This is a genomic window from Acidiplasma sp. MBA-1 (assembly GCF_000949015.1).
GTDB classification, from domain to species: domain Archaea; phylum Thermoplasmatota; class Thermoplasmata; order Thermoplasmatales; family Thermoplasmataceae; genus Acidiplasma; species Acidiplasma aeolicum.
In genome coordinates this window covers 63,375-80,438 of record NZ_JYHS01000005.1, presented here as the reverse complement: position 1 = coordinate 80,438, position 17,064 = coordinate 63,375, and the positions used below count along the sequence as shown (strand labels likewise).

Genomic DNA, 17,064 nt, shown 5'->3' with positions numbered 1-17,064 from the left:
TTAAATATTTATACTAAAAATGTTTTTTGCATTAACGATATAAGTAAAATAAATAATTTTTTTAATTATATTTTACTAATAACCTTATTAATATCAGGTTCCTGATATATCGAACCTGAAAAGTTATGTATAAAAATTTCCTGTAATAATATATATAATGTATATATGTTGAATGAAAAAATTTAATATAATAGTATATTGTATATAATCATGCAGAAAGATGAGAGCCTAAATTTTCTCAGGGAGCTGGATAATTTAAAGGCAGGCAGGTATCATTATTTTATAGATATATTATCTGATATGGGCTATTTTCTTGATGGTTATGATCTGCTTGTTATAGGTCCGGCATTAATATTTATAGCGCCATTATTTCATATAGGTGCTGTAATATCATCAATTATAGGAGTTGCAACCATTGTTGGCCAGTTAATTGGAGGCGCGGTTTTTGGATTCATTGCTGATATGAAGGGTAGAAAGGTTATTTACCAGTGGGATATGCTAATTTTTGCTGTATTTGCAATTTTAAGTGCAGTTTCCCAGAACTATATTGAGCTAATAGCCTTCAGGTCATTGCTTGGGCTGGCCATAGGTGCGGATTATGCACTGACATTATCCATAATCGGTGAATTTTCCCCTGTAAAGCATCGCGGTAAATATCTTGGTACCGGTCTGATGTCATGGTGGATAGGTGGATCGGTTGCAGTTGCACTTGGACTTTTATTCTTACCACTTGGCAGCATAGCCTGGAGGTGGCTGCTTGGGGCCGGTGCCGTTCCTGCAATAATAGTATTAATACTAAGGCGCAGGGTTGATGAAACACCCAGATATGCAGTTGAAAAAAATGAGAAGAATGAAATAAAAGATATAAAGGAAAAATTCAAGATTAAAGATGAAAACGATTTAAATAATTTAAAGAATGCATCCTATGCCACAGGAAATGTTAATTACACAAGGAGGGGCATATTTACCTTCACATCCTGGTTTCTTAATGACCTGATATTTTATGGCATAGGAATATATACGGTAACACTGCTTTTAGAGTTAGGCTATTCAACACATGCAGGATCCCTGGCACTGACCCTAATATTGTATGTAATAGGTGTTATTGGAACACTTGTTTTTGTATTCACAGCCGATATAATAGGCAGGAAGAAGTGGCAGGAATATACATTTCTGGCGCAGGGAGTTTCATTATTTATACTTGCACTATATTTTCTTGCCGTTAGATCAGCACCCCCAATATTACTGCTATTCCCAATGTTCGCCATATTTTATTTTGCCAATGCAGGCGGTACCGGTGAAACAACCGGGATATTTGTAAGCGAACTATTTCCAACCAGAATGAGGACAACGGCCATGGGTGCAGGCACCGCAATAAGCAGGGTTGGTGCAATTATATCTGCAGTTGTTTTTCCAATAACATTAAAATTATACGGCATAGTACCCATGGAACTTTTGCTGTTTATAGTTGGTCTTGCAGGATTTCTAATAACACTCTTCCTTGGGGAGGAAACAAAGGATAAATCCCTGGAGCAGATAGCTGCCTGATTCCAGCTTATAATTTTTGAAATATATAAAAATGTCTAACACATCTACATAAAATTATTTTTAAATCATTTTTTTCTGTAAACAAAATACCACATCTTATAATTATTTATTCTGTAACCGTGACCCATTGCATAATTTATTATTATATCCATTGATAACTGTAATTCCTCAGGAGTATGTGGATTGGAAATCCCTGATGATCCAGGGCTCCAGTCAGCAATAATAATGGCATTACTTGTAATTCTATCAATCTCATTCATTGCCCTTATTGGATCAGTAAAGTGATGGGCTGAAAATAGAGATATTGATGTTGTAAATTGTTTATCCCTAAATCCGGTTTCCTCTATTGATAATTTCAATAATTTTAACCTGTTTTTATAAATTTCATCCAAAAAGGTGTTTTTTAGCTGTTCAAATCTCCACATCTCAGGGTCAATGCTGGTGATGCTCATATCCTCATTTTTTATAAGCGCTTTTATTACCGTGCCAAAGCCCGTTCCGATATCAAGAATATTGTTTCCTATTATTAAAGGCTTGATTTTATCCATTATTTTCCCCATCGCCGGCTCATTCATGGTTACCCCCTGAAAACGTTTAGATTAAAAGGTATAAACTGTTTTTAAATATTACTATAAGAAAAATAATATGCACTGGTCATTAAATTTTGGATTGAACCTAAAAATCAATAACGTATTCAGGGCATATAAAAATAATTTTTATATATTTTTAATATCATTTTCAAAATTATTTTTTCATGAAAATATCCAGTAAAATAACAAAACACAGGATGCTTATAATCGCAATCTGGGTTATAGTGCTAATTGCCCTTTTCCCGGCATTTACAGGATATTCACATTTTATTAGTTATTCAACAACATCGAATGCACCTGAAAATTCTGAATCTTCAATAGCCCAGAAAATGCTTGAAAAAAGGATACCGGATAATCAGACTTTTTTTAATAATATTTTGACAATTTCTAAGTCAAATTAAAGCATATTTATTCCTTAAATATCAAGGTCCATGGTTATATCCTTTATTGATGGTATTGATCCGATGCCTTTAGATATTCTCATGGCTGCAACTATGTTTCCAAGAATACATGCATTTTTTTCATTATACCCTGAAATTAATGCTGAAATATAGCCAATGTCAAAGGCATCGCCGGCACCTATCGTATTTGCTATTTTAATATCCTTTACTGGTGGGCATTTTATTATTTCCGTGTTTTTTACTGTTACAGAACCATCATGGTCAAGTTTCAATACATATCTGTCTCCATGGATATCATTTTTAATTCTTTTCAGTATATTATTAATATCATCACTAAAATATGCCACAGCCTCATCCCTATTTAAAAAAACCTTTGTGGATAAATTCATGAATTTCTCAATGCCGATAATTTGGGATATAAGCGGGCCCGGATCAAAAAATATGTATTTTTTAGCTGTTCCAGCGTCCAACACCGCTTTCATTACTGCCCTGTATGTTTTTCCCTTTTTTATAAGGTTGTAACCCTCAAAAAATATTGATTTAGAATCATTTATTAAATTCGCATCCACATAATCCATGGAATCCCCCGATCCAAGATAACCAAGGAATGAATGCCTTTTCATATCATCAATAATATTAACCGATGTGGCAGTCATTTTTTTATTAGATCTGATTATATAATCCGTATTTACACCATTATTTTTTAATTCCTTTATCAGGTAATCACCAAATAGGTCATTTCCGATATTATCCACGAATGAAACCTTAAGTCCCAGTCTTGAAGCCATAACTGCCATGGCTGCTGTACCACCCGGCCATACTTCCATGGTGCTGGAAATTGTTGTTGTGTATTCCTTAATAGGGAAATTCTTTATGTTAAGATATATATCTAAAACACCGTCTCCAATTATCAAAAGGTCATATTTGCATGGCATTCAGGAATTTCCCTCCCAGTTCTCTTATGTCACGTCTGGCTGATTCATCTATGGTTTTTACCCATTTTTCTGGTATTCTGGCAAGGCCATTATACGCACCTGAAATGGCCCCCACCATGCCACCTATTGTATCCGAATCACCACCAAGATTGCATGCCATCAATATTGCATTTTCAAAGTTACCTCCGGACTTTAAGAATATAGATATTGCAGCAGGCACAGCATCCTCGGTAAGTGCCCCATCGGGTTTTAATAAGAAATCATATAGCGAATCAAGAAATGAATCAATGCTGCTGGTACTTTTTGCAATATTATATGCACCAGCAATTCTTGATGAAATTGATTTTTCTGGTTCTCCCATAAATTTTGCACCGAGGTCTGATCCAAGCAATGATGCATCATAAATTTCGGATAAACTTTTATTTCCAGATGCCGCACTTTTTACCGCAAATGCTATTGCAGCACCTCCTGATATTGCCACTGCGGTATTATGGGTGCATAAACATGCATTTATAACATCATTTACTGTTTTTTCATTATCTGAAAAAAGATCAAAAATCCCAATAGAACTGATTTTCATGGCACACCCATTTGTTGTCCCATTTTTTCCTGTTATTTTATATGATACACCGGATTTTAAGTTTTTAATTGCCATCCTTGTGCTTGGTCCAATTAGTGTTGTGTTTAATATATCATTGTCATCAGCCCATTTAACAAGATTTTTAGCCACATCCTCAGGGTCAACAAAACCTTTTGATATAATGGAATCAGCAATCATGTATGTAAGTTCCGTATCATCAGTATATTCTCCCCTAACGAGCCTTGAGTGTACAGACCCCTCCATGGGTGCTGTTAGAAAATCGTTTACAAAGCCAAATTTATTTTTTATTTCTGACCTGCTTAAAAACGTTGTCGGCATTCCCATTGCATCCCCTATAGCAACACCGTAGAAGACCCCTAAAATTTTGTCCCTTAAATTAGATATATCCATATTATTTTTATTTAGCCTCATCCCATATCCTCACACTTTTACCCTTGCTTGTCTCTATTCCAAAGACATACCAGGCAACTGATGCAGCCATGCCAGTGCTAAAAATTCCAATTCCAAGCCACATATAGGAAATTATGGGCAGATTAACTGCAAGAAATATAACAGGTATTGACCCACCAAGGGAAATAACCCTAACAATTGCTGAATAAAGCCCTCTCCTCCTGGTTGCCCATATCTCTGACTTTAATGTATCCTCTGCCAGAAAATATATATTTATGAATACTGAAACACCTATGAATAAAAACCAGAATAAAACAATGTTTGTTAACCATAACTTCAGGGTTGGTATAAACAGGTATGCAAATATAACAACCAGCACCGAGGAAATCAAAAGAAAGCGCTTTCTGCTGAACCTGTCTGCGGCAAGTCCCAGAAAGCCTGCAAAAAATGCCACCAAACCAAATACAAAAATTAACCAGTCGGTAAGCGAGGGGAAAAAGTATGGACCAAGTGTTAACACAATCAGGCTGAATCCTGCTGTGTAAGCCCAGCCTATTACACCACCTATAAATATTCTAAAATAAATTGATGGTAACTTCTGTGGTTTAATATTATCCACACCTTCCGTGTAAACCCCAGAGTATTTTTTTAATTCATCACCTGCCTGGTTGATATGGCCCCTTGCCTCAAGCCACATGACGGATTCTGGAAGCCTTAACCTGATAATGTACATAATTAAAATGGATATTAATAACGTTACCCCAAGCAGCACCCTCTGGTCAAATATTGATGATATTGCCAGAAGTGCCAGTATGGCTGCTATTGATCCACCAATGTTTGTAAAATTTAATTCCAGAAACAGTGCCCTGCTTCTATGCCTTCTGGGGAATAATTCATGTGTTGCGGTAAGAATTGTGTTATATTCTCCTCCAGCTGCAAATAATAGCAGACCCACAAAAATTAATATTGTTATGTATGTAAAGCTGAAAATAAGTCCAATGGCACCAATAACATATATGCCAAGGGTGATAAAAAGTGTTTTTTTCCTTCCTATCCAATCAGCAAGAGGTCCTGATACTGCACCACCAAGAAGTAGCCATAGCGGTGGCCATACTGCAAGAAGGCCAAGAAGGGTTCTGGGCATTGCCACCCATGATGTTGCAATATATGATAATGAATATATATAAGCCTCAACAGTTGTGCCTATTGAAAATGCAATAAATAAAAGAGTGTGGACCGGTGTCCATTTCAAATCCTCAACCTGAACTGATGGGTCCATTTAACTTCTTATCAATAATAAATATTTAAAATTTATACAATGAAATAGAACCAAAATGTTTCATCTTTTTAAAAATTTGTGAAATATTTTTCATCTTTTTAGGCCTTTATATTAATGACACTTTTCTATTCCTATACATTGTTATGTATTTCATTTTATTATTTAATTTCATTATGATTTGTATGCTCTTATTATATTTTTATCAGGTATATAGAAGATATTATTTTGATAATATAATTTAATGAATTATTAATAAATATTATATCTTATTTATATTAATAATTATATAATGGATTTACAAAAAATTATTGTGCAGGTATCAATTAATTATGTGATAATATCGATGTCGGACAGATTAGGAGAGTGGTATGTGCCAAAATTTGGCCCCATTCGTATAAGGGCCTTAATAGGATTAACATTTTACCCATATACATTAATGGTTGGGTCCCTTGTATTCCTTGGCAGTCTATTTTCCAAAAATATTCACATAATGAGGTCCTTTTATCTTTTTATAACATTTTTAATCTGTCTCGGTGTTTCTGCACACTGCTTTGACTCCTCCGCTAAACACTCACCAGGTCCATGGTCAGATTATTTTTCAAGAAAATTTATGATAATTATGGGGTTTACATCACTGGTTGCAGGTCTTTCATTTTCCTTTTATTTCGCCTTATTTATTGTTCACACATTAATAGTGGCTGGGGCCATTGAAATATTCTTTCTATTTTCATATAACCTTGAACTTTTTAATGGGTTTTTTCATAATAATATATTTCTTGCATTTTCAACAGGTTCCATGCCCATTGTATCAGGATACCTAATTCAGGGTGGGACCAATATTATAATGATAATTTTAATGCTTGCACTTGGTTACTCTCTACTTCAGGTACAGATACAGGCCTCCAGACCCTATAGATCATTAATCAGGGGAGAATTTATTGATCCTGTAATGCTTGCCAAATATTATGAAAATATATTGAAATCTGTTGTTATTTTTTCTTTACTGTTTGGGCTGCTCATAGCAATATCCGTCACCGGACTTTAAGGCCATGCAGCATTATTAAATTATTCCATAATGCATGGTTATTTTCAGCTTCACTGGAATTCAGAGCTTTTATGATATTTTATTTGTTCACATTTATGATGGAAGAACCTTCGAATCCATGTTAGTTCCAACAAATTTTAATGTTTACTGGTTATTATTTTAACATTAATTTAATAAGAATATTTATATAATTCAATGCCATAATAATTCATGGATGACATAGAAACTGGTAATATGAATGATGCAAATGATGTTATTATAGTTACATCTGATTATGTTCCCGGATATAAGATTACAAAGGTTCTCGAAACAACATGGGGGTTAACGGTCAGAAGCAGGGGACTTGGCGGTAACATAATGGCAAGCCTCAGGTCACTTGGTGGTGGTGAAATAAAGGAGTATGTAAAATTGCTTAACGATGCAAGGGAAACGGCATTTAACAGATTAAAGGAATCCGCCAAAAACCTTGGCGCGAATGCCGTAATAAACATGAGATTTGACACATCAGATATGGCACAAATGATGACTGAAATAGTTGCATATGGCACAGCAGTCATTGTTGAAAAAGTTTCATCATCAGAAAATGTGAGTTTATCATAGTGCTATTTTTTGAGCTTAATTTGGGCATCCTAATTTTTTATTTATTAAATCCTGTTTTATAATAAATGTCATTTTATTTAATGTCAGGAGGGTATTTTTCACCGTTATTGACTTGCGGTAAAACATAAACCAGAAAAAAAATATTCATTTAACCTCCATGTGTTTATAAACATAAAGTCCAATTATAAACATTGAAATGGCGTAAATTACCATTGAGATTATTGCCTGATCAAAATTTAAAAGGTTATAATTCTCCTGGACTATTTGAATAAAGGTTGCATATGTAAAATATTTTGTAGATCCAATGGCTTTTGTTACTGCATTGGCATCCACATATAATAGTGCATTGACATTCATGGAATTGATCTGTAAAATTCCGTCAATGACAGGCATGGCAATAAAAAACAGGAAAAATGAGCCAACAAGAACAAAACGATCCATCCTTATAAGGCTGCTGAGTAGAAATATAATTGACATTGCACTTAAAATTATAAGCATGGATACAAAATAGCCTTTAATAAGTGTGACGGGTACAGTTTTAAAGTTAAAATAGGATTCTGCAGCCAAAAATAAAAAGAATGATAATACAGCCATGGCTGCCAGGGTTGTTGCGGCTAGATACCTTCCAATAAAGATGCTGCTTCTTTTTACAGGCAATGAAAGTATATACTGCCCGGAATTTGTTGTAAAATCATTGGAAATGGCAAAACTGCCCATGAATGTGGCTGTCCAGCAAACAAAGAAATATGCAAAACCTGCAAACGTTGCAGAGAATGCTGTGCCATTTGGCCATAGTGCCTTTAAATTACTAATTTGAGATATTCTATATGCTATAAAGGCCAGAATTGCCGCATCAACAATAACCATCTCAAGCATAATTCTTGATCTTGAGGCAAAATGCATGTAATCCTTATAGAAAATTTTCATGTGAGAAAATTCAGATTTCATTTTAAACCACCACCAGCATATTTAAAAAATGCATTTTCAAGCTCCTCAGGCCCAATTCTGTTCCCACCCATCATATTTATAATCTTGGCTGTTTCATTATTTGCAATTACCCTGCCATTATTAATTATAATAATTCTATCGCACGTTTCACTTACCTCATACATGAGATGTGAACTCATAAATATGAGGCTTGTTTTTTTAATCTCATTTAGAATATTCCTTAACTCCCTGGATTCAATGGGGTCAAGTCCATCAGACGGTTCATCCAGAAGTATTATCTCTGGGTTTCCCATTAATGCAGCAAGTATCATTACCTTTCTTTTATTCCCCTTTGAGAGTTTTCCAATTCTAATGTCCATATTGTCTAAATGAAATCTTTTAGAAAATACATCCATATATTCTCTGATATCTGATTTATCTAATTCCTTAATAGAACCTACAATGTATAAAAATTCGTTAATACTGTAATATTTATATGGCTCAGGATCAGATATGAGTGCTGAAATATTTTTTAGGGCCCTTACCGGGTTTTCATGCACATTTATGCCATTAATAAAAACAGATCCTGATGTTGGGTGGATTAAATTTACAAATAATTTCATTGTAGTGGTTTTGCCAGCACCATTTGTACCAAGATATCCAACCATACCAGGGCCCCTGATTTCCATATCATGCAATTGCAGGGTAAACCCTTTACTCATAACCTTTGTTAGGTTGATAGTTTTTATTTCCATAAACATATATATTTTCTGAGCCTATGAAACTATTGCTGGGTTCAAACTTTGAACCCATGTTAATATTTATACACACATAAGGTATAATGTTTTAAAAACTCCATGTAATCAGGTGAGATATTGCCCAATGAAAAAATTAATGATATAATTACACAAAATATCAATTCAGCGAAGACCAGAATAGTGAGCTTTGAGAAATATATGATTGGGAGATCGTGGGGACTCTTTTTTGTATATTTTTCAGCCGTTATATTCCTCTATGCCTTTTTTGAATCACTGATTTCCTATATTATAATGCCTGCATATGCAGGCCCAATAAATTTTCTTGTGGACACTGCATCTCTTATAATGGCATTGCTGTACTGGTTTCACATTTTTGGGGAAACACAAAGGCTGCTGGACTTAAAATATAATAGAAATGATGGAATTAAAAAAAGCTTCTGGAAAAATATGACAGTAATTTTCATATTTATTTACATTTTCTCAAACGTTTTATTCTCATATATTCCGGTAAAATATGGTAATATTATTGAACTTATTATTCAATGTATTATATTTGTTATAATAGATTTTATTATGATAAGGTCCATTAAATACACATTATCAGAAATTCCGGCCATGGTATATGCGGTTTTTATTTCATTCATCCTTATTGCAGTAATACCATTAATTATTAATTTTACCGGAATTTCAATGGTATTTAATGTCTATTTATTTTATTACACCTCCTATGCCATCATTGTATTAATCTGGCTGTCTGCAGGTATAGGCATGCTATACAGCGCACCCGATTATCTGGGGGATGGCAATGGACAATAATATTCAGAAGGAGTTAACAGACCTATTAAGGCAGATATCTGTTGAAATCAGCAATACACCAATGGATTCATCATCAAGGTTAATAATTATAATGGCACTGGCTGTAAGCAAGAGAATGAAGCTTTCTGACCTAATGAAGGTCACCGGCTGTGGAAAGGGAAGCATTGAAAATCATATTTCAAAGCTGGAGTCTTATGGCTTCATTAAAACTGAAAAGATATCTTTTTTTAAATCTCCAAGGGTATATGCAGAACTGACAGACAGCGGTAAAAAATTTTATGAAAATTATTTGCAGTTAGTTGGAAAATTCCTAAAAGACTCTGAAAGTAAGGAAGACCATACTTAATTTCATTCTCCCATAGTTGGGTGCAGTTAATAATAATCCATACATTTAAGCATTCCCTGAAAGGCTTTATTACGGTTATTTTTCTGGAATTATACAATTAAATTGAAAATGATAAAAATAGTGTTCAATGCATAATATTTTACTTATGCATCATTCTATTTAAGTTAACATTAGCCAAATGGAATATAGGAAAAATAATTTAGAATCCATGCAAAATAAAAAATTATCATTAAGGAAACCATAAAGACGAAGGAGTAACTTTATGAAAAATGGAAAAAAATAATAACATATCCTACCATAAAATGTTTTATATATTTAGTTGTAATCAAATTATGATAATTATGTTACAACATTTTATTAATAGAAAATATGAGTTAAAATTTCTCAATGATAAATATAATGAAAATAAAAAAGAGCTCATAATTATTTACGGCAGGAGAAGAATAGGTAAAACAATGCTGATCAAAAAATTTGTTGAGAATAAAAAATACATATATCATTTATGCACCCTGGATAGTATGGATGAAAATTTAAACTCATTAAAAAATAAGTTTGCAGAAATTACAGGAAAGGATTATTTTAATGATTTAAAATCAAATTTTTATGAACTGTTTAAGTATTTTATAAATGAAATAAAATCAGATAAGGTAATAATTGTTCTCGATGAATTTCCAAATTTAATAGAGTTAAATCATGGTATTGTGTCAATAATGCAGAAAATATTTGATGAATTAATGGACAACACAATGCTGTATATTATATTATCAGGTTCAAGCATAGGCATGATGGAGGATGAATTATTAAGCTATAAATCGCCATTATATGGAAGGAGAACAGGCAGCATAGAACTTACAGGTTTTAATATAAGAAATATAAAATACTTTTATAATTCCAATATGGAGGATTTAATAAAAATAAATGCTGTATTTGGAAGTATACCATTTTATCTTTCCTTAATAGATAGGGACAAAAGCGTTGAGGAAAATATAAAAAATAAGATATTAAAAAAGGGTGAGATATTATACGAGGAGCCGAAAATATTATTAAAGGAGGAATTTAGAGAGCCAAGAATATATGAATTAATTTTAAGGTATATTTCCATGGGACATAATACATATGGTGAAATCGTTAATGCAACGCATCTTGATAAGGGAAATATATCAAAATATTTGGAAACATTGATCTCTGTTAGGCTTGTCAATTATACATTGCCATTAAATCAGAAACGTCGGGGTATTTATGAAATAAATGATTATTTTCTAAATTTTTATTATAAATTTGTTTATCCTAATTTATCTGATCTGGAAATAAATAAGGTTGATGAGGTCATGGAAATAATTAAAAAAAATATTAATACATATTATGGCCATGCATTTGAAAGAATAATTATTGACATGATAAGAAATAATATAATAAAATTGCCGTTTAAAATTATGTATGTAAAAAGATTCTGGTATAAGGATATAGAAATAGATGCCATAGCAGGAAATGACGAAACAGATGAAATGGCCTTTATTGAGTGCAAATTTAGTGATAATGTTGACGGAATTAAAGTTTTCAATGATTTAAAATACAAATCATTAAAGGTTGATTATAAAAGGAATAGGGAATATTTTATTATTATAGCGAAATCATTTAAAACAAAGAGCGAGTATGCGATTAATATTGATTTCAATATTTTAAATACATATTTATAATTATTATCATATTATAAAGTTTCAGCTAAATTAATTTTGTAATCCGAAAATTCGTAGAACCGCATCTCATTTGTATGGCACGCCGGTGAACCACTCAGTATTCCTGTGAGTTTTTATGATGAGGCCTTTCAAATTATAGAATCACACAATAAATTTAATATTAAAATTTATCATAGAATACAGGCAAATGGAACATTGATAAGCAAAAAATGGATATCATTTTTCAAAAAATGGAGTGTAAACATTGGCATTAGTGTGGACCCACCGGGATTCATCCATGATAAATACTGAATGGATCGCTCTGGTAATGGTACATTTAATCTTGTTTTAAGGGGGAATTAATCTGCTAAATAGCGAAAATTATCCATTTCATGTCATAACAGTATTAACTCCAGAAGCCCTTAATTATCCTGATACTATCTGGAAGTTTTATGTATTAAATGGAATAAAAAATGTATCCCTTAATCCTGTAAGCATAGATAGGCCAAATCGTGTAATTAATCTTAACTCAGGAATATCATATGAGAAATTCAAAAATTTTATTTATAAAATTCTAACATTAAGGGAAAATTCGGGGGTGGACATCTTTCTAAGATGGGAGGACACAGAAAGAGCAGTTATTGAAAATGGAATTGAAACAGAACGTGATGCAGGCAAACCATTTGAGATAATTACAATAGATGCTGCAGGTAATTTATCCGCATTTACATCGGTTCTGGCAACCGTAACCCATGCAAATTATGGGAGTTTATATTTGCAAATATAATGAATATTAAATCACTAAATGATGTTATAACAAATCAAAAATTAATAAAAATAAAAAATGAAATTGATTTGGGAAAAACCGTGTGCAAAAATACGTGCGATGATTTAAGTGTATGTCGAGGAGACCCTGCAATGAAATTATGTGAGAATAATACCTTTGCAGGCACAGAAACAACAGAATGCAGGCCTGCTATAAAGGTCAGAACGGATGCCTTACTGGACTATCTTGAGACATTGCCATATAAATAGTTCCTTTATGAGAAAATATCACCTGGAATTTACTGACATTATTTATAAGAAACAAATCTAATCGGTTTTTATATGTGAAAATAAATTTGATACAACCTATTATTTTAATTATTAATTGACCGGTCAATTAACTTTAAATATTTCAATATAATATTGTGCTGTGAAAAATATGGAACAAATACACATAATACCTGAATTTGCCTATGATTTTCATGGGCACAGATGTCCGTATATGCCACTGGGTTTTATGGCTGGAGAGTATGCAATGAGGCTTCTTGGAATAGAAAGGGAAAGGGATCACAAAACCTTCCTATTTTCAGAAATGGGTGATGACCACTTGCAGGGCTGCTTTAACGACGGATTGCAGGCTGCAACGGGATGCACATACGGAAAACAGATATTTAAGCTGATGAATTACGGCAAGGCCGCAGCAATATTATACAAACCTGAAAAGGGGGCTGTACGTGTAATAGTAAACGATGATATACTTAAGGATCTTGAAAAATTCAAATTTTTTGAGTACCGTTATAAGGGCTATGAACCCTCTGAAATACCTCTGGATGTATCTAATGAGGTTATAGGTTATTTAACATCAATACCTGATGAGAGACTGTTTAGATATGAGTTTTTAAAAGATTTTACATACACTCCATTGAAGAAAACATCAAAGAAAATGGAATGCGATGACTGCCACGAGCTTGTATTTGAGAATTATATAAAAATCTGGAAGAATAAAAAGCTTTGCACAACATGCTATGAAAAAGAAAGAAGATGATAATTTATGACGATTTTATATATTTTTATTCTTTTTATTACATGGCTTTTATCTGCATTATTTGCAATTGCAGGTGTTGGTGCTGCAAATACGCTTATACCAGTATATTATTCGCTGGGGATACCATTTTCAATAGCGGCCGCTGCCGGCTTACTTCTTAATGTTTTTTCATTATCCTCATCAACTGCAAATAACGGCAGAAAAAAAAGGATAAACTGGAAGCTTGGGACAATGTTTTTAATACCTGCGGTTATAATGGCGCCTGTAGGAGCATACATAGGAATACATACACCAAAGCATATATTATTATGGATATTTGTTGCATTTCTTGCATACACACTTTATAATCTTATAAAAATGAAAAAAGCAGTTAATGAGGAATCAAAATTTAAGGGCGTGAAAGGGCTTTACCTTGGAATATCTGTTGGTGCACTTGCAGGATTCCTTGGAGGTCTTCTTGGTGTAGGCGGTGGCATGATTATACTTCCTGTGTTAACATTTATAGAAACTGATTTCAAGAAAATATCTGGAACTGCAGGATATATAGCACTTTTTAGTTCTGCCAGCGGATTCTTATCATATTTATCGTTGCTTCATGGCGTTAACTACTTGCTATGGATAATCGTCCTTGTTGGGGGCATATTGGGTGGCTTTACCGGATCTTTCCTGATGAATAAATTTAAAAGCAGTACAGTAAAGGGCATAATAATAGTGATAATCACATTTGTTATGATAAAGGTCGTTTTGACCCTTATTGGATTAAAATTTTAATTTCATATCAATTCCTTTTAATTTTTCCCGCATGGCAATCTAAAACAGGAAGTCCATTTAACATGCCCATAAAGCATATATAACATAAATGGAAATGAAGTAATATAAATGTAATTATTTATGAGGATCATAAACTCCCAAATGAAAAAGTGCTCGTTAAAAGAATAAACAGGAAAATATTTAAATGTTCAAGTATCTAGCAAATAAAAACCAGTGGGTTATATCCAGAAAGTTTAAGCATCCAGGAAGTGATAAATTCTAAGGATGCTTTAACATATTTGGCAGAAATCCTGACCCTGAAAGTTTAGAATTTAATATGAATTAATTATTATTTGAATAATTCCTCCCTTATTACCCTATCACGTTTAAATTCTATAAAGAAATAATATAGCATAAATAATATTAGGATTATAATCACACCTATATCAAGGGCTTCCTTTGGCATTCCGTATATGAAAAGAACTAATAATATTATGGCAACTATAACTGTATATGGGTATAAAGGTGTTTTAAACGTTCCAGATTTTTTTATTCTTCTAAAATGTATTACTGCAAAGCTTGATACAAGATATGATAGTAAAAGCCCAAAATTGCTTATTGCTGCTATTATATACACATTGCCGGAGAAAAGCATTACAATTCCTATTACTGAGGAAATTATAACACCATTGACAGACACATCTTTTTTTGAATTAAATTTTCTGAAGAATTTTGGAAGGAGCTTATTTTCACCAATCTGGTAAAGCACTCTGGATGATGTCATTATCATTGCAAGCGTTGCCGAAGTTGTTGCTATTAAGGCACCTATTGTTACAATAAAGTAAAGATAATACGGTGCATGTACATAACTTAATGCAAATGCTAATGGATCCGCAGATACAGTATACTTTGAGGCCGGAACCATTAATATTAATGCAACAACGACTAATATATAGAATATCATGCTTATTACAACTGAGAATACTATTGCCTTTGCTGCCTTGTTTGCACCGCCGTTAACATCTGATGTTAATGTAGATATTGACTGAAATCCAGAATATGCAAAAAATACAGCTATGCTTGCAGAGAATATCGCATAAACATTATCCTTGGAGGGTGGAACTGTAAAATTTGATACATTTAATGTTTTTGTTGAATATGCAAGCACAACTGCGGAAATAACAAAAATTGTCAGTATTCCGAGCTTTATCATTACAAGATAAAAATCTGCACTTGCAGCCTTTTTAATTCCAATAATATTTAAAATTGATAATACAAATATTAAAATAATTGCAAAAATAATGGAGTAATAACCAGAATGAAGGCCTGTTAGGCTTCCAAGATATGAACCAAAGCCCAGGGCTATTGCCGCAATTGCTGTGGAGAAACTAAAATATAAGAGAATTCCGGTTATAAAACCCATCTCGCTGCCGAATGCCTCAAAAATAAATGAAAATGAGGCCCCCTTTGCATGCGGCATTATGGATCCGAGCTCACCGAATTCCATGGCTATTATTATTGCAAGAACACCAACAAGGGCAAAAGCAATTAATGCATTGGCACCTGCCAAGGCTATTGTTGTTCCACTTAAGACAAATATGCCTGCGCCTATAATTGCACCGAGGCCAACTGCAGTTGCAACAGGTACACTTATTAATTTTTGATCCTTTATATTATCACCCAATCAAATATTTACTGTATATTTAATTAATACTATTAAAATTATTTTTTATATATATTAATATTAACTTCAATATAATCACCATATAACTTTCCAGGATATGATTTTACAATGATTTCAGGGTTTTCCAGAAAATCATAATCCATATGGTATTATTTTGTGGCATTATACGTATTGCACGGGAATACTAAATTATGCATTTATTGTATCAATATTATAATCACATAACAGAGGTGAAAGCCTTTTTATTACCTTTATTCTTTTATCGGGTTGCCTCATATAGATATATGTTTGAAATTGATATAATAATATTTCTTGCATATGCTTATGGATCATTTAAGTTAAATATGGACTATGTGTGATTCAAATTCCTTATAAAATGAACCACATAAGAATTAAATTTAAATATACTAAGCATACCTAATTCATTGGTATGATAACTTTCAAAGGTATATGTTAACATGGTTAACAGAAATCATAATCTGAATATGGAGGAAAGATGCATGAATTTATGGATATATTTTAATCCCTAATATATAAAAATATTTACATATACCTATATATTAAGAGATAATTAATTAAGTTTATATATAATATGGGCTTTTTTTAATTATGGATATTGATAAACCCTCCATAGAGATTGAAAAGCTTAAAAAATACGTATCTGAAAATTCCGGATTTGACATTATTGAAAAAGGCAATATTCTAGAACTGCATTTTATTCCATTCATGCCTGAGGCTGTTGAACATTTTCCGGATGGAAAACAGGTTGAGCACATAATGTATGGGGAGGAAATAGAAGGCTATGTTTATTTTTATAAATTTGTAATTGTCAGTGAAGATGATAAAACTGAAATATCCATAGATGGCAGGTATGATCCTGTTATGGAATGGTTAAATTATATATAAAA

At 32.7% G+C, this 17,064-nt stretch carries 20 protein-coding genes; 13 read left to right on the top strand and 7 right to left on the bottom strand.

Translation table 11 applies throughout. The features are described from left to right. Nucleotides 1-210 precede the first annotated feature (210 nt). Nucleotides 211-1,548 carry an MFS transporter gene (locus tag TZ01_RS08120; RefSeq protein ID WP_048102342.1) on the top strand — a complete coding sequence of 446 codons (1,338 nt, stop codon included), beginning with the start codon at nt 211-213 and terminating at the stop codon, nt 1,546-1,548. A 65-nt stretch (nt 1,549-1,613) separates the two neighbouring features. On the opposite strand, the gene TZ01_RS08115 is transcribed toward TZ01_RS08120, so the two are convergent. Continuing rightward, complete coding sequence (locus tag TZ01_RS08115) at nt 1,614-2,123, bottom strand: class I SAM-dependent methyltransferase (RefSeq protein ID WP_048102341.1); 510 nt, start codon at nt 2,121-2,123, stop codon at nt 1,614-1,616. A gap of 179 nt (nt 2,124-2,302) precedes the next feature. Between TZ01_RS08115 and TZ01_RS08110 the strand changes: the two genes are divergently transcribed. Further along, nucleotides 2,303-2,539, top strand: a complete 237-nt coding sequence (locus TZ01_RS08110) for a hypothetical protein (protein WP_048102340.1) — start codon at nt 2,303-2,305, stop codon at nt 2,537-2,539. 14 nt (nt 2,540-2,553) lie between these two features. On the opposite strand, the gene TZ01_RS08105 is transcribed toward TZ01_RS08110, so the two are convergent. Genes TZ01_RS08105 through TZ01_RS08095 form a run of 3 tightly spaced genes read right to left on the bottom strand, consistent with a single transcriptional unit; the run spans nt 2,554 to nt 5,744 of the window. After that, nucleotides 2,554-3,474: a carbohydrate kinase family protein gene (locus TZ01_RS08105; RefSeq protein ID WP_048102339.1), complete on the bottom strand. Its 921-nt coding sequence runs from the start codon at nt 3,472-3,474 to the stop codon at nt 2,554-2,556. After that, nucleotides 3,458-4,486 carry an ADP-ribosylglycohydrolase family protein gene (locus tag TZ01_RS08100; RefSeq protein ID WP_048102338.1) on the bottom strand — a complete coding sequence of 343 codons (1,029 nt, stop codon included), beginning with the start codon at nt 4,484-4,486 and terminating at the stop codon, nt 3,458-3,460. The genes TZ01_RS08105 and TZ01_RS08100 overlap by 17 nt, the downstream gene beginning before the upstream one ends. Next, entirely contained in the window at nt 4,473-5,744 is a 1,272-nt protein-coding gene (locus TZ01_RS08095; protein ID WP_048102337.1) for an MFS transporter, read from the bottom strand. The genes TZ01_RS08100 and TZ01_RS08095 overlap by 14 nt, the downstream gene beginning before the upstream one ends. Nucleotides 5,745-6,054: 310 nt before the next feature. Here TZ01_RS08095 and TZ01_RS08090 point away from each other — a divergent pair, with 310 nt between their 5' ends. Both TZ01_RS08090 and TZ01_RS08085 read left to right on the top strand, forming a co-directional pair. Beyond that, complete coding sequence (locus TZ01_RS08090) at nt 6,055-6,789, top strand: hypothetical protein (protein ID WP_156150348.1); 735 nt, start codon at nt 6,055-6,057, stop codon at nt 6,787-6,789. A gap of 210 nt (nt 6,790-6,999) precedes the next feature. Beyond that, nucleotides 7,000-7,389, top strand: coding sequence for a heavy metal-binding domain-containing protein (locus TZ01_RS08085; protein ID WP_231563452.1), 390 nt, complete (start codon nt 7,000-7,002; stop codon nt 7,387-7,389). Between the two features lie 144 nt (nt 7,390-7,533). Here the strand turns inward: TZ01_RS08085 and TZ01_RS08080 are convergent, their stop codons facing one another. Further along, the gene (locus TZ01_RS08080) at nt 7,534-8,337 is read right to left on the bottom strand and encodes an ABC transporter permease subunit (protein ID WP_048102335.1); all 804 of its coding nucleotides are present in this window, start codon (nt 8,335-8,337) and stop codon (nt 7,534-7,536) included. Continuing rightward, nucleotides 8,334-9,071: an ABC transporter ATP-binding protein gene (locus TZ01_RS08075; RefSeq protein ID WP_052656866.1), complete on the bottom strand. Its 738-nt coding sequence runs from the start codon at nt 9,069-9,071 to the stop codon at nt 8,334-8,336. The genes TZ01_RS08080 and TZ01_RS08075 overlap by 4 nt, the downstream gene beginning before the upstream one ends. 120 nt (nt 9,072-9,191) lie before the next feature. Between TZ01_RS08075 and TZ01_RS08070 the strand changes: the two genes are divergently transcribed. The 8 genes from TZ01_RS08070 to TZ01_RS08035 all read left to right on the top strand — a co-directional run bounded on the left by TZ01_RS08070 (nt 9,192) and on the right by TZ01_RS08035 (nt 14,493). Next, on the top strand, nt 9,192-9,890 hold the full coding sequence (locus TZ01_RS08070) for a hypothetical protein (RefSeq protein WP_048102334.1): 699 nt from the start codon (nt 9,192-9,194) through the stop codon (nt 9,888-9,890). Next, a complete protein-coding gene (locus tag TZ01_RS08065) occupies nt 9,880-10,236 on the top strand; it encodes a MarR family winged helix-turn-helix transcriptional regulator (protein ID WP_055040790.1) in 357 nt (118 codons plus the stop codon). Before TZ01_RS08070 ends, TZ01_RS08065 begins: the two co-directional genes overlap by 11 nt. 332 nt (nt 10,237-10,568) lie before the next feature. Further along, a complete protein-coding gene (locus TZ01_RS08060) occupies nt 10,569-11,933 on the top strand; it encodes an ATP-binding protein (RefSeq protein WP_231563451.1) in 1,365 nt (454 codons plus the stop codon). 105 nt (nt 11,934-12,038) lie between these two features. After that, a complete protein-coding gene (locus TZ01_RS08055; protein WP_048102331.1) occupies nt 12,039-12,224 on the top strand; it encodes a hypothetical protein in 186 nt (61 codons plus the stop codon). Nucleotides 12,225-12,510: 286 nt separating this feature from the next. Beyond that, nucleotides 12,511-12,699: a hypothetical protein gene (locus TZ01_RS08050; RefSeq protein ID WP_048102330.1), complete on the top strand. Its 189-nt coding sequence runs from the start codon at nt 12,511-12,513 to the stop codon at nt 12,697-12,699. Then, entirely contained in the window at nt 12,699-12,947 is a 249-nt protein-coding gene (locus TZ01_RS08045; RefSeq protein ID WP_048102329.1) for a hypothetical protein, read from the top strand. The genes TZ01_RS08050 and TZ01_RS08045 overlap by 1 nt, the downstream gene beginning before the upstream one ends. Before the next feature lie 169 nt (nt 12,948-13,116). Then, nucleotides 13,117-13,722, top strand: a complete 606-nt coding sequence (locus TZ01_RS08040) for an FmdE family protein (protein WP_048102517.1) — start codon at nt 13,117-13,119, stop codon at nt 13,720-13,722. Nucleotides 13,723-13,728: 6 nt separating this feature from the next. Beyond that, on the top strand, nt 13,729-14,493 hold the full coding sequence (locus TZ01_RS08035; protein WP_048102328.1) for a sulfite exporter TauE/SafE family protein: 765 nt from the start codon (nt 13,729-13,731) through the stop codon (nt 14,491-14,493). Between the two features lie 328 nt (nt 14,494-14,821). Here TZ01_RS08035 and TZ01_RS08030 read toward each other — a convergent pair whose 3' ends face one another. Next, the gene (locus tag TZ01_RS08030; protein ID WP_231563450.1) at nt 14,822-16,156 is read right to left on the bottom strand and encodes an APC family permease; all 1,335 of its coding nucleotides are present in this window, start codon (nt 16,154-16,156) and stop codon (nt 14,822-14,824) included. A gap of 609 nt (nt 16,157-16,765) precedes the next feature. On the opposite strand from TZ01_RS08030, the gene TZ01_RS08025 reads away from it, so the two are divergent. Next, nucleotides 16,766-17,062 carry a hypothetical protein gene (locus TZ01_RS08025; protein ID WP_048102327.1) on the top strand — a complete coding sequence of 99 codons (297 nt, stop codon included), beginning with the start codon at nt 16,766-16,768 and terminating at the stop codon, nt 17,060-17,062. The last annotated feature ends 2 nt before the right edge of the window (nt 17,063-17,064 follow it).